The sequence below is a fragment of the Bacillus xiapuensis genome (genome assembly GCF_002797355.1).
Taxonomy (GTDB): Bacteria; Bacillota; Bacilli; order Bacillales; family Domibacillaceae; genus Bacillus_CE; species Bacillus_CE xiapuensis.
Window position 1 is genome coordinate 258,773 of the sequence record NZ_KZ454939.1, and the last position, 13,175, is coordinate 271,947.

The window sequence follows — 13,175 nt, forward strand, 5'->3', positions numbered from 1 at the left end:
CTCATCGTGTTTTCTATTTTACTGAATGGCAGCTGCGGCAGCCGGGGCAAAAGGAAGCGTCATCAAACTTTTTGACCAATTTTCTAAAGAATTAAAAAGTTTATCGGTGGACAACCTGACTTATGGTAAAATGATGCCGTTAAACCATCTCATATAAGCAATGAATAGGAGATGTAGGCTTTCTATACGATGAACAGCGAAGGAGGAGGTTTATTTGCAGATGTACCGCAGAAGGAATACACCAGCTTTTACTGTATTAGCTTATTTTACATTCTTTGCCGGAGTCTTTTTATTTTGTATCGGGTTATACAATGAGGATAGCTTGGAGCTAAACGAAAAAGGCTATTATATCGCTGTTATGATTCTTGTCGCTGTCGGGGCCATTTTGACTCAAAAGGTGACAAGAGATAATGCGGAAGATCGTGAGCTAATGGCGGAGCAAGAAAGGCAACAGACTTTTTCCAAAAAAATCGACTAAACTTTCATGGAGGAAGGTGCTGAAGAGAGCGCCTTCCTTATGTTTTTTTAGGCGTTCTCTTGCAGAAGTGAACGCTTGTATGAGAGCAGACAAAGAGAAAAAAGAACCAAAAGAAACGGAGTTGTCAGATAAGTTCTTATTGAAGAAGCTGAGCCGGAATGAATAACTTAAGAATGCTGATACAAGGAGATTTTGCGGTTTGGGTTGCGGAGATCCCAATCCCGGAACAGCTTCGTACGAAATGATGAGTCATTTGGCGGATAGGGGAAGACAAGGGAGCGGAACTGGTATTTGAGGCAGCCGTTTCCCGTTCTTCACCGCAAAAACATGCGGATTACCGCAAAAAAAATAGCGGTCATCATTTAGAATATTGTGGAAGAACTGGTTAAATGGTATGATAGTAATTGGTAATATGTTCAAATGAGAGGGGAGGAGGCAGGGTATTTTCGGAAAAATAGAACAAATGTCGAGGGCGTATATCAAAAATTTGCAATTGACAGAGGATATTGCGGTTTTTTCCAAAGAAAAATTTAAAGACAATCGAACCCCATTTGCCAATGCTCTTAAAGTGCACTTGTATGCTTTTTCCGGCAGCTCCTGTCAAGGGAGGGAGGATATAAGTCCCTGTTTAGAAGCATTGATGCTCGCATTAGATATGATTGATGATATCCAAGATGGTGATAATGAACAGTCGGTTTGGAAGAAAAAAGGACAAGCTGTCTCCTTGAATGCAGCGATTAGTTTGCTGACAATCTCACTGCTGCATGTATTAGCACAGGCTAACCGCCCTGATATAGCTAAGATGATGCTGACTTATCTTTCTAGATCAATAGAGGGACAGCATCAGGATATATACGGGGATATTGCCAACGCGGAGCAGTATATAGAAATGATCAAAATGAAGTCAGGCAGTTTACTCGCTATGGCCAATCGGATGGGAGCCATGCTGGCAGGGCATCGGGACAGTCCCATTATAGAAGAGTATTCCTGCGATTTAGGCATTGCCTCTCAACTAGAGAATGATCTGCGGGATATCGTTAAAATGGAAGAAAAAAGCGACTGGAAATTAAAAAAGAAAACCTTGCCCGTTCTTTATTTATTAAATAAGGAAATTCAAGAAGGGGAAGTCGTGCGCGCGTATTACAAGGGAGAAATTTCTTTCGAGAAGCTGAAAGAACATCAAAACGAAGTCATTCATCTGCTGAAAAAATCGGGTGCTTTGAACTACACCATAGCTCAGAAAATTCTTTATGAACAGCGGGCGCTCCGGAAAATTGAAAGCTTGCCAATAGCGGATGAGAACATTCAAAGGATAAAAGATCATTATTTTAATAGGGAGGAAGACTAATGGAAGCAACCATTCATTACTTAACGAAATATCCTGAAGTGATTGAGCTGGTGAAACAAGAAATGGCCTCTTTAGTTGGAGTCACTAAGGAAGAAGAGCAGGCTATTATTAAATCTTTTGATGAAACCAAATTACAATCATATTTTTGGATGTAAGCGGATATGTCCAGAAAGAAGCCGCACCTCTTTTTTTACTTGATAGCGATTAGTGCGGTGTATTTTATCACGGTGATTATAGCCCATCCATTAATAGGCTTAAGGGTGATTCCTATCAGCGAGAACAAATGCGTGGTTACAGAAGTGTATTCACAAGGATGGGCTAGCTATAAAAATATAAATAAAGAAACACTAGTTGATTGCCAGACTGTCTCTAATACTCCATTTAAGTTGGAGAAGCTTGACCAAATTGTTCGGCATTACAATAAGCGGGAGATCGTTACATATAAAGGAATGCCGATTAGTTACTTAATATACAGCTTTGTGCCGATCATTTATTTTATTCTTTGTTTTTTAATAGCCTTATATTTGTTCTTTAAAAAAAGTTCAAATTATAGGAGTATACTGTCATCTTACTTGCTTTTATTGGTTAGCCTCGCGTACTTAGCCAGCGGCGTATCGGCTAGGGCCGATTGGTTCGGAATGTTTATTACTTTAATATCTCTTTATTTAATTCCGATCTTGCTACTCAAATACCTCCGTATCATGATAACTAAAAAACCTCGCCGCTTATCCGCTAAGTATAGGCTGCTGCTGTATGGACTGCTTTTTATTATTGCACTCATAAATACATTAATTGGTGCGGCAAAGTTTGCTTTAATGCCGTTTATATTACTGAGTCTGGCAGTGCTGCTTTATTTTATTTCACAATTTTGGGCTATTAAACAATCGATTCACTTTGTGAAAGTGAGATTTTTTATTTGGACAATTATTTTCTCACTGCTGCCCTTTATTTTGTTGTCAGCGATTACGGAAGTGTTATTTGGGACACAACTGATTGCCGCGGAAAATACAGCGTTTTTTTTATTGTTTATTCCGCTTTCCTTCGTATATGTTAATGTGCAAAAGGTATTCTTTGATTTTGATTTATTTATCAAAAGGCTTCTGGTTAATATTTTAATTTCATTATTGCCGGCCTCTGCATTAAGCGGAATGATCTATCTGAAAGAAGGATATTCTATATTTGTCTTTCAAGTTTTTTTGGCGGCGATTGTTCTTATGACCGCTTTCCTTTTCTTAAAGGATTTTATTGCTACCTATCTGCTGCAAAACGAACGAAAATTTCATGCCAGTTTGGCGAAGTTTTCCCAGGTATCCAGTCAAATCCATGACCGGCAAACATTGTTTTCCTACCTCAATCGATTGGTTAGCGCTGTTCTTCAAGTGGACGACGTGAAGGCCGTTCACTATGACATCAATCATCAACCGCAGGAGAACGGACAGTGTTCCGGGCAGCCGCTTGTGAAAGAGCCGTTCAGCATCGGTGATTTGCTAGAACTCTCTGATGGGTATGCGTTAGCTGTCAGCAAAAGCAACGGAGCCTGCACGTTTCTCACTTTCTCCTATAAGCAAAAGACGACGCAATTAAATAAAGAAGAAAAGCATTGGCTTAAATCCATTGCTCATTACACCAATATTTTGCTGGAAAATCTTAAGAAAACCGAGGATTTAGTTGCTGAAATCGAAGAAATGAGAGACGGCGGTGTTTCCTCGACCATTTCGCGCACGCTCCTGCTCATAGGGGAAAAAGAACGGGTGAAATTGGCGCAAGATATTCACGACTCGATTCTTCAAGAGCTTATATTTATCTGCAAAAACATCGAAATTATACAAAATCAACAAGGAGAGCGGACGCATGCTTTAGAAGATATTAAGCTTCAGTTAAGTGAGCAGATTGATTTTATTCGGGAGACTTGCTATGAGCTGAACCCTTTTTTCTTAAAAGAAATTGGTTTGATTGATTCGTTAACGGCTCTTTTGGATAAGTACAGAAAATCATGCGGCTTTGAAGTGGATTTTCAGGTCAGCCATGCTAAGTTTTTCATGAATATAGATGAGGATATGGCGCTGATTTTATACAGAATTGTTCAGGAGCTGATGAACAATGCTAAAAAACATTCAAAAGCAAATTTTATTTATGTGAGCTTAAGTTATCGTCAGAATCACTATGTGCTTGTGTATGAGGATGACGGCGTTGGATTTGATCTGAATCAAGGGCCTCATCAAAAGCATTTTGGCATGATCGGTTTGAATGAAAGAATCCGGAGCCTGCATGGAGAATGGACGATTCACACCGAGCCTTTTCAAGGGCTGCTGCTGAGAGCGACAATACCAAGTCAAAGGAACGATGCCAATGATTAATATGATTTTAGTCGATGATCATCGAGCTGTTGCGGAAGGAACAAAGGCATTATTGGAACAGGACGGACGCTTTTTTGTACATATTTGCTCGGATGAGAGCGGCATATACGGCATTATGGAAACGACTAATATAGATATTCTTTTAATCGACCTATACATGCCGGGGCTCAATGGAGTCGAATTATCGAAACGGATATTAGATAACTTTCCGCACGCCCGGATTATTATATATACAGGGTTTGATCTTGGGCAGCATTTTAATTTAATTGTTGAAACGCAAGTATCAGGATTTATTAGTAAAAGTGCCTCTCGCGAACAGATCGTTAACGCGATTGAAGCGGCATTAAGGGATGAGGTAGTGATTCCAATTCAATTGTTTAGGCAATTAAGAAGGGGTCCTATGGTTTCAGCTGTTCCAAAAGAAGGAAAACTGAGTGATATCAACCTGACAAAAAGAGAAGTGTACATTTTAATGGCTATTTCAGAAGGCCGGACAAATAAAGAGATTGCCCAGCAATTAAATTACAGTCAGCGAACGATAGAATATTCCATTACGAATCTCTTTGATAAATTGCAGGTGAAATCCAGAACGGAAGCCTTGTCGAAAGCGAGAAAATATCAATTGCTTCCCATCGTCCATATAGATGATTAACATACAGAGAGTACTCTTGAGGGCATCGCAGTTGACTTTTGCGGTGTCCTTATTATTTTGTGGTTTTCCGCAAATGGTTTGTGGCAGCCGTTTAGTATAAATATGCTAGAGTAATAGGTAAGTGCTTGATAAAATACCCATTTTTTGTGAAAAGAATTGGTAAAGGCATTTGTACGAGACTGAATACATAGGGCGTTTTTTTTCACTAACTTTTCATCTTCACCAGTGTGAAAAAAAGCAAGAAAAGAATCTACATAATGGTTAATAAGTTTTTGCAGATAACGGGTGATATAAGCGCCATCTAACTTAAGAGGAAGGGAGTGAAGGACCATTATAGTATTCAAGATCAGCCTGTTAAGCGATGCTGCCGCGGCTATGAGCAATTTTCAACCTATATACAGCCAGTTCTAGGGAGAAGAGGGATTAATGCATTAATAGGGATCATCTAGGGATTATACGAAAAGCGTAAAAGAAAGGAGCCCTATCATTGATTCAATCAGTTCAGCAAATAAAAACAGACAAACAGTTGCTTAAGCTTTTGGAGAACCCTTGTACTTTCGTCTGGACTAACGATGAACGGAGAGAAATCAAAATTAATCCGCATCCATGGGAAGGGTATGCTAGCTACCAGTTTATAGATATACCGCGTCACGGTATTTGTCCGATTGAAAACCTATGGGAATTTACAAAATTAATTAAAAGTAAATCGGTTTGAGGAATTTGAAAGAAATATTCAAAATGCGCCGTTCTCCATAGAAATTAGGAAGCTTTCCGCTTCGAGGAACAGTGATTGCCGGCTCAGCCAATGATCTTCTTACTCCAGAGAGGTTTTGGCTAGCGGTCTCTGCTTGTCAGCGGCTGTCTTACTGCAAAAGGTCTCTATTAAAAATGGGCTGTATTGCCTTTATTTTAAATAGAGGCTTTTTTGTATTTGAAAAAATATCTTTCTATGCCCGCTAGCGTCTTTTAAAGCAGTATAATAGACATAGCTTTCTATATTATCATGCAGAGGTGGCAACAATGATTAATCTTGGGGAACGTGTGCAGCAAACGAAACGGATACTGCGAATGGGCACGTTGAAAAAAATATTTACAGAGTTTGATCAAGAAATAATGGGGTTATCAGAAGAAAGCCGTCAGGCGAAATATCAAAAAATGTCGCAGAGCCCCTTCAGCTTTTTTCGCGGAAGTGCCTATCTATTCTATTATGATGCGGTGAATCATTGGTTTCCCTATCATACGCCACAAGACCGCCCGACATGGATTCAAGGAGATTTGCATTTTGAAAACTTTGGCGCGTTTCATAATGAGAAAGGCAAGCTCGTGTTTGACATTAATGATTTCGATGAAGGATACGTCGGCTCGTATTTATACGATTTGCTGCGAATGTCTGTGAGCATCGCGCTGGTCTGCCGGGAGCTCGCTTATCATACCGGCCAGCAAATCAATGTGATGGAAGCCTTCTTAAAGGCATACCACAAACAGATGGTTCGCTTTCAGGAAGGCAAAGATAAGCCGGAGACCTTCTTTGTTACGAAGAAGAAAGCTGATGGTGCGATCCGCAAACTGCTGAAAAAGCTGGAAAAAAGAAGCGAGGCGCATTTATTAAGCAAGGTAACCGATTATTTCCAGTCAGAGAGACAGTTTGCAGCGTCGGGGGAAATCCGGCCATTAAGCGATGCGGCCGAAGCAGTGATCAAACATATTTGGCCAGCGTATATGAAAACTGTCAAAAGAATAGAGAATGAAACGGCATTTACTATTAAAGATACCGCTGTGAAAAAGGGGTCCGGTACTGCCTCGATCGGATTGGACCGTTTTTATATTTTAATAGAAGGCGGGAAAAGAGAAGCGGGCATGGATGATATTATTTTAGAAATGAAAGAAGTTCGCACACCTGTTCCAGCCTATTTCATGCCATATCATCAAGCTTTTTGGGAGGCATTTTCTCATCAAGGCCAACGAGTGGTGATGACGCAGCGCGCCATGCATCACCAGGCCGATCCCTATCTAGGATATGTGACGATCGATGGCCGTGACTTTTATGTGCGCGAACGATCGCCTTATAAAAAGAAACTGAAGCTTGAGGCGATCAAAAGCGTGAAAGACATGACAGACACAGTCGAACAGATGGGGCGCATTACCGCAAAGGTACATGCGCGAGCCGATGCTGATATTAATGAAGGTCTTCTTCCGTATCACAGTGAAGAAGAGATTATTAAAGCGATCGGTGAAGATGTCGATGGTTTTGTTTATTATCTGTCTCACTGGGCATTTTCCTATGCCAATCAAGTCGAAAAAGATTACGCCTGCTTTTTAGAGCTGACTCGCAAATACCGAGAGTGAAGGAGATGCCGATTGCTAATCATTAGTGCTTGCTTAGTTGGAGAGAAAGTAAGATATGACGGCTGCCACTGCTTGCATCAGTCATTAAAAAGACTGATGGAAGAGGAAAAAGCTGTGGCGGCCTGTCCGGAATTAATGGGCGGCTGTTCTGTTCCGAGGGAACCTGCAGAAATCATCGGGGGCGGAGGGCAGGATGTACTGAATGGAACCGCCCGCGTGCTGACGAAGTCAGGTGAAGATGTCACCGATATGTATTTGATGGGTGCCCGTCTTATGCTGCAAAAAGCGCAGGAAGTCAAGGCTGATCTGGTGATCTTAAAAGAAAACAGTCCTTCATGTGGCAGCAGCTATATTTACAATGGAGAGTTTACTGGCAAGAAAGTGGCTGGAAATGGCGTGACAGCCGCATTGCTAAAGCAGCATGGATTTCGAGTAGCAGCGGAGACGGATGTGCGGGAGTAGAAGAAGAGCAGCTGTTCCGCACTAGGCTGGAACAGCTCTTTTATTCCGCTTGTAAGTGGTCCGTTTCAACATTTCCCGCTGTGGCTATAAAACGGCTGCCGCTTCTTTCTGCGCTGTTCTATTCCTCCTTTGCTGCAATTCTTTTTTCGCTTTCGGCATCAAAAAAATGAACTTTGCTCATGTCAAAGGCGAGCTTGAGCTTGTCACCGGGAGAAAACTCCTCTCGTGTATACAGTTGGGCAGTGAATCCCGTCCCGTTGAAGTGAGAATGAATAATCGTATGAGCACCGGCCAGCTCGCAAACGGCAATGGTGGCTTCAATAGTGGATGTCCGCCATCTATCCAAAAAGGCAGGCTCATAGCGAATATCCTCGGGGCGAATGCCAAGGATGAACTCCTTCCTCTCATATCCCAGTTTTTTTAATCGGTCCGCCTCTTTTTTCGGCAAGGCCAATGCTTCTCCGCCTATATAGAAATGCTCTCCTTGCAATTGACCGTGAAAAAAATTCATCGAAGGCGAGCCGAGAAAGTCGCCGACAAACAGATTAGCGGGTTGGTCGTATACTTCCTTGGGCGTTCCCACTTGCTGAATCCTTCCATCATTCATTACGACTAGTTTCGTGCCCATCGTCATGGCTTCTGTTTGGTCATGAGTGACATAGACGGTGGTGGTTTGAATTTTTTGGTGCAGCCTGACAATTTCTGTCCGCATTTGAACGCGCAGCTTGGCATCCAAATTGGACAAAGGCTCGTCCATTAAAAACACTTCCGCGTCACGCACGAGCAACCGCCCTAAAGCGACCCGCTGCCGCTGTCCTCCGGATAATGATTTGGGTTTTCGGTGTAATAAAGATTGCAAGCCAAGGGTGGCGGCTATTTCTTTTACCCGCCTGTCTATTTCTTTTTTTGATAGCTTCCGCAGTTTTAAATTAAAAGCGATATTGTCATATACGCTCATATGGGGATAAAGTGCATAGTTTTGAAACACCATAGCGATGTTGCGGTCCTTCGTGGGCAGATCGTTTATATACTGCCCGTTCATATAAAGCTCTCCTTTAGACACTTCTTCCAGCCCGGCGATCATTCGCAGAATGGTGGATTTTCCGCAGCCGGACGGGCCAACGAGAATGATAAATTCTTTATCCTGAATATGTAAATTAAAATCCTTTACGGCCAAGCTTTTTTGGTCATAGCTTTTATGTATGTTTTGGAGCAGCAGTTCGGCCATACGGTTTAAATCCTCCTAATCTTAAGGAGTCTTCATGGCTGAGCAATTCAGACTGCATTTATGCTATTCAGCCGCTTCAGAGCTCCAAGCTTCTCTCTTTTATAATAAAGTACAAAGAGAAAGGGTTCAAATAGCCATTCAAGCAAGTAAATGACAAAATAAAATTGAAAACCTGTGAAATAATGAGCGGCAAAGGCTGTCCGCCAGCTGAATTAAGCGGATTTCATCACAGGGAGCATTCATAACAGGAAGAAGTTGCCGATATAAAATCCGAATGTATTTGGCAAGGTACTTTTCTCGAAGCAGGTTCGCAGAAAGGAGGGGAATCAAAATGAAAGCTGTACAATATTCAGGGACGATTCATCAGCCGGTGACAATCTTTGAACTTGATATTCACCAGCCAGCAGACTGGCTGGAGATTCAAGTTTATTTCCGTATAAAAAAATGGCAGCATCTCTTTTTATGGGACCCAAATGGACGGCTGCGCTGGCAGTATGTTCATGTTCATGCTCCGAAAACCGCGGTGATCCATAAGAATGAGAAGTTGTCCGATTATGGCACGCTCCCTGGCGCACTTCCGCTTGGCACATGGAAGCTGGAAGTGCTCATTTTGCCGGAGCATTTGCCGGTTCAGCATAAATTAAATATAACGGCGGGTACGGGCCTTTGTTCATCCAGTGGGGAATGGTCAAACGATCAGAAGCAATATTGGGCGAACGCGGACGGAAAGGCTCCTATGCAAGCGAATCTTTACCCGATGACTAAAGCTAAGAAATGCGGACCTGCGTGGTATCGCGGCGACTTTCATACTCATACGGCGATGTCAGACGGAAAGATGACTGTAAAAGAAGGAATGGTTCAAGCGCGTAAACAGAAACTGGATTTCTTTGCGGCCACCGATCACAATCTATTGCCGACGATGTGGGTGGAGGATGAGAAAGTGCTGGTGATTCCTGGCATGGAAGTGACGTCATCTAAAGGGCATTTTAACGCGCTCGGCTTAACAAGCTGGGTCGATTGGCGTCCAACTCATCCCGACGGGGGAATGGAGTCCGAGCAGGGAATGAATCGCGTTGTATCCGAAATAAAAAAGGCCGGAGCGCTTTTTTCCATAAATCATCCTAGACTGGCTGCTTCTTCTTGGCTGTTCAATGATACAAGCTTATCAGACATTGATTCATTTGAAGTGTGGAATGATCCGACATTTCCGAAAAACCTTCAAGCAACCGAAGAGGCTTTATTATTATGGAACGAATTGTGGAATGCTGGCTATTGCGTTTGTGGGATTGGTGGTTCGGATTGTCATGGGCTGCCAACGGAAAGCTACGAGCCGAACGGGCTGCCGTCAGTTATCGGGGATCCGGCTACATATGTTTACAGTTCGGAGCTTTCGGCTCGAGCAATATTACAATCGGTGAAAGAGCGCCGAGTATACGTCACCAGAGGTCCGATCATCGACCAAACCGTTGAAATCAATCATGAAACATTCATGATAGGGGAGGATGTATCAGATCTCATTCACCGAATGGAAGAAGCAGTCGTTCGTTTCAAAGTAAAGGTGGATCCAGTGCCAGGAGGGAAATTGCTTTGGATTGAAAATGGCAAGGTGATTGACGAACAGCTCATGGATGGATCTTCCGAGTATGAATCCTGTGCCCAATGGAAGTCCGGTGAATTTGTGTGGAGACGCTTAGAAATACGGAGCGACACAGGGAACCTGCTGGCTTTTACCAATCCTGTATTTTCGGGAACGAAACCTCCAGAAATTGATACATGGGGTCAGCTGCTGGCAAAGGCAGGTCTTGTTTAAGGAATAACAAAGGTTCTGAAGAAATGAAGCAAGAATCCATGAGGATAGGGATTGAAACAGGGGATCATCTGACAGCAGCTTGATGATTTTGCGAGCCGTTTAAGTTAACCGGATCGTTCTGTTTTATCCCGTCTGTCAGATACCGTGTGACTCCCCTTCAATAATGGAGGGGAGTAAAAAGGCTAAGCGGGAGAACAGGGGAGGTTTTTGCCGCAGATCTGTCCATCATCTTGGGCAGAAGTGTCTTGTATAAGTCTAAGTGTTTATGAAAATAGATCCAAAAAATTTCCTGATGAATAGAAAAAATGATTCTAATAGCTTATAATATATAATGCTGTGTCATCAAGAAGAGGTCTATAGAATTATGTAAGGATCCCTCATAAGGGCAAACCTATTGAAAAGTAGGGGCGCAAAGCTGCGGGTCTAAAGCGGGGTGCTACGACAGCCGGGCTGCCAAATCACATTCTATGTATTCTTTTTACAGCAATGAAAAATTTGAGGAGGGCACCAATGATTATTTTAGACAAACCATATGTATCTCACTTGCTTTCAGCTTCAGTACAGAAATTAGGGGTTCCAGTATGGAAGGTAGAGGATGTATGGATTCCCAGTGAGGAGAAGCTAAAGGTTATGAAACAAGAGCACTTTCTTCAGGAGTTCTTGCATTCTTCGTTCCCCATTTTATTCAATTCCGAAAACGGCTTGCGGATGTTAAGTGAGCACGCGCCTGATCATCATTTAAGTAAAATCGCTTCTGTATTAAAGAACAAAGCGGAATTTAGAAGAATATTAACTAACCGCTTTCCGGAGTTTTTCTTTCGTGAAGTATCTTTTCACGAGCTGGAGTCTTTGGATGTAAACACGTTACCTTTCCCAATCATTGTGAAGCCGAATATTGGCTATTCCAGTATCGGCGTGTACCGAGTAGATCGAAGAGAAGATTTCTTTGGTGTGGTAGAACAGCTGAAACAAGATATGTCCATGGCGGGACAAGCGTATCCGAAGGAAGTGCTTGATAGTCAGACGCTGATCATCGAGGAGTTAATTGAAGGCGCTGAATACGCTGTGGACGCTTATTATACAGGAGATGGGGCGCCGGTTGTTCTCAATCTATTCAAAAGAATGTTTAGTGATGATAAGGACATGAGTGACCGGATCTATTACACGAGCAAACAGGTTCTAATGGAAGCATTAGATGAAGTACAATCCTTCCTTGCTCAAATCGGCCCTGTTTTCGGGATTAAATCGGCTCCGATACATATTGAGCTTCGCAGGAAAGAAGACGGAACGATTGTACCTATTGAAGCGAATCCACTTAGATTTGCGGGCATTGGGACGACTGAGCTTGGCAAATATGCGTATGGCGTCAATGTATACGAATACTATTTTCAGCAGTTAAGACCTGACTGGAGCCGCATCATTGAAGAGATGGATGACTCCATCTACAGCTTCTGCTGCGCAGAGTTTGCTCCGTCCATTGATTGCCAAGCGATCGAATCGGTAGATCATGAAGCTTTTAAGGCGCATTTTCAAGAAATACTGGAGTACCGCCCGATGGATTTCAATAAGTATACGACCTTTGCCGTAGTCTTTCATAAGGCGCCGGATCTTGAAGAAAACAAAAGAATCCTACAGCTAGATTTACATCCGTTTCTAAAAATGAAAGAGCATCAGATGATTTGATGCTATTATAAGCGAACATTGCATGAAATGTAAAAATCGGAGAGGAGCATGGATGTGTTAGCAGGTAAAAGAACCATAAGCGGAAAAATCAAATGGGGATTGCTGCTCCCTATTATTTCCTTAAGTATTATATTCAGTCTCACACTTTTCTTCATTTCCAATTACATAATAGACAAACATCTCGTTCCGCAATTTGAAGATAGTTTGCAAATGAAGATGGAGAAATTTCAAGATCTTTTTGACGAGGAGATCATTAATGAGGCGAAAACGGATCGAGCGGCGTACAGAAAGATATTATCCAGAGGAAATCAATTTCAAGAAAGATATAATCTTGAGAATGTCTATATTATGAGTAAGGTAAATGGAAAAGAGGTCATTTTATTTCTAAGCAATGCGGATGACCATTTAACTCCGCTTGATTTTACGAAAGATCAGACACAGGCTCTTTCTACGTCTGATATCGTTCTCAGCAATTTTTATGAGGATGATTATGGCACACATAAATCAGCCTTTTTGCAGGTTGAAGGAACGGATTCTGTGCTTGGCTTAGATACAGATGCAGACTTTATTGTCAAGCTGCAGAAGAATCTTTTGCTTATATGCATTGTATTTTCGGTTCTTTTCATTGCAGTCGGATACTTGATTGCCCGCTACATTTCCAAAAAAATATCCAATCCGATTGTAGAGTTAGTTCATCATACAGAATCAGTGGCGGGCGGTGATTTATCAAAAGAAATCACTATAGATAGCAATGATGAAACGGGAAAATTAGCGGAAAGCTTTAAAAAGATGCAGCAGCAATTGAAAGAAA

12 protein-coding genes, 1 pseudogene and 1 riboswitch are annotated in these 13,175 nt (G+C 42.1%); of the genes and pseudogenes, 12 read left to right on the forward strand and 1 reads right to left on the reverse strand.

Translation table 11 applies throughout. The features are described 5' to 3' along the window. The first annotated feature begins 25 nt into the window (after window positions 1–25). The 9 genes from CEF20_RS17260 to CEF20_RS01380 all read left to right on the forward strand — a co-directional run bounded on the left by CEF20_RS17260 (window position 26) and on the right by CEF20_RS01380 (window position 7,643). On the forward strand, window positions 26–157 hold the full coding sequence (locus CEF20_RS17260) for a hypothetical protein (protein WP_269799207.1): 132 nt from the start codon (window positions 26–28) through the stop codon (window positions 155–157). Between the two features lie 57 nt (window positions 158–214). After that, window positions 215–478, forward strand: coding sequence for a YiaA/YiaB family inner membrane protein (locus tag CEF20_RS01340; RefSeq protein ID WP_100330151.1), 264 nt, complete (start codon window positions 215–217; stop codon window positions 476–478). A 463-nt stretch (window positions 479–941) separates the two neighbouring features. Beyond that, window positions 942–1,826 (forward strand): polyprenyl synthetase family protein, encoded by an 885-nt coding sequence (locus tag CEF20_RS01345; protein ID WP_100330152.1) that lies wholly within the window; start codon window positions 942–944, stop codon window positions 1,824–1,826. Continuing rightward, entirely contained in the window at window positions 1,826–1,981 is a 156-nt protein-coding gene (gene comX / locus CEF20_RS01350; protein ID WP_100330153.1) for a competence pheromone ComX, read from the forward strand. Before CEF20_RS01345 ends, comX begins: the two co-directional genes overlap by 1 nt. 39 nt (window positions 1,982–2,020) lie before the next feature. Then, window positions 2,021–4,183 (forward strand): ATP-binding protein, encoded by a 2,163-nt coding sequence (locus tag CEF20_RS01355; RefSeq protein ID WP_232713322.1) that lies wholly within the window; start codon window positions 2,021–2,023, stop codon window positions 4,181–4,183. After that, a complete protein-coding gene (locus CEF20_RS01360) occupies window positions 4,176–4,835 on the forward strand; it encodes a response regulator transcription factor (protein WP_100330155.1) in 660 nt (219 codons plus the stop codon). Before CEF20_RS01355 ends, CEF20_RS01360 begins: the two co-directional genes overlap by 8 nt. Before the next feature lie 487 nt (window positions 4,836–5,322). After that, window positions 5,323–5,550 (forward strand): hypothetical protein, encoded by a 228-nt coding sequence (locus CEF20_RS01370; protein WP_100330157.1) that lies wholly within the window; start codon window positions 5,323–5,325, stop codon window positions 5,548–5,550. 305 nt (window positions 5,551–5,855) lie between these two features. Further along, a complete protein-coding gene (locus tag CEF20_RS01375; RefSeq protein WP_100330158.1) occupies window positions 5,856–7,181 on the forward strand; it encodes a DUF2252 domain-containing protein in 1,326 nt (441 codons plus the stop codon). Window positions 7,182–7,193: 12 nt separating this feature from the next. Then, window positions 7,194–7,643 carry a 2-thiouracil desulfurase family protein gene (locus CEF20_RS01380; RefSeq protein WP_100330159.1) on the forward strand — a complete coding sequence of 150 codons (450 nt, stop codon included), beginning with the start codon at window positions 7,194–7,196 and terminating at the stop codon, window positions 7,641–7,643. A gap of 118 nt (window positions 7,644–7,761) precedes the next feature. Here CEF20_RS01380 and CEF20_RS01385 read toward each other — a convergent pair whose 3' ends face one another. After that, window positions 7,762–8,871 (reverse strand): ABC transporter ATP-binding protein, encoded by a 1,110-nt coding sequence (locus CEF20_RS01385; RefSeq protein WP_100330160.1) that lies wholly within the window; start codon window positions 8,869–8,871, stop codon window positions 7,762–7,764. 331 nt (window positions 8,872–9,202) lie between these two features. Here CEF20_RS01385 and CEF20_RS01390 point away from each other — a divergent pair, with 331 nt between their 5' ends. The 3 genes and pseudogenes from CEF20_RS01390 to CEF20_RS17425 form a co-directional block, all read left to right on the forward strand. Continuing rightward, on the forward strand, window positions 9,203–10,681 hold the full coding sequence (locus tag CEF20_RS01390; protein WP_100330161.1) for a CehA/McbA family metallohydrolase: 1,479 nt from the start codon (window positions 9,203–9,205) through the stop codon (window positions 10,679–10,681). Window positions 10,682–11,055: 374 nt separating this feature from the next. Continuing rightward, window positions 11,056–11,139: riboswitch (cyclic di-GMP riboswitch) on the forward strand. A 52-nt stretch (window positions 11,140–11,191) separates the two neighbouring features. Further along, window positions 11,192–12,364 carry an ATP-grasp domain-containing protein gene (locus CEF20_RS01395; protein WP_157796172.1) on the forward strand — a complete coding sequence of 391 codons (1,173 nt, stop codon included), beginning with the start codon at window positions 11,192–11,194 and terminating at the stop codon, window positions 12,362–12,364. A 348-nt stretch (window positions 12,365–12,712) separates the two neighbouring features. After that, window positions 12,713–13,162 (forward strand): annotated as a pseudogene (locus CEF20_RS17425) (HAMP domain-containing protein); the annotation flags it as partial. Window positions 13,163–13,175: the final 13 nt, after the last annotated feature.

Coding starts and splice junctions, on each gene's coding strand:
- CEF20_RS17260 (WP_269799207.1), top strand. CDS start 26: ATGGCAGCTGCGGCAGCCGGGGCAAAAGGAAGCGTCATCAAACTTTTT.
- CEF20_RS01345 (WP_100330152.1), top strand. CDS start 942: ATGTCGAGGGCGTATATCAAAAATTTGCAATTGACAGAGGATATTGCG.
- comX (WP_100330153.1), top strand. CDS start 1,826: ATGGAAGCAACCATTCATTACTTAACGAAATATCCTGAAGTGATTGAG.
- CEF20_RS01360 (WP_100330155.1), top strand. CDS start 4,176: ATGATTAATATGATTTTAGTCGATGATCATCGAGCTGTTGCGGAAGGA.
- CEF20_RS01375 (WP_100330158.1), top strand. CDS start 5,856: ATGATTAATCTTGGGGAACGTGTGCAGCAAACGAAACGGATACTGCGA.
- CEF20_RS01385 (WP_100330160.1), bottom strand. CDS start 8,871: ATGGCCGAACTGCTGCTCCAAAACATACATAAAAGCTATGACCAAAAA.
- CEF20_RS01390 (WP_100330161.1), top strand. CDS start 9,203: ATGAAAGCTGTACAATATTCAGGGACGATTCATCAGCCGGTGACAATC.
- CEF20_RS01395 (WP_157796172.1), top strand. CDS start 11,192: ATGATTATTTTAGACAAACCATATGTATCTCACTTGCTTTCAGCTTCA.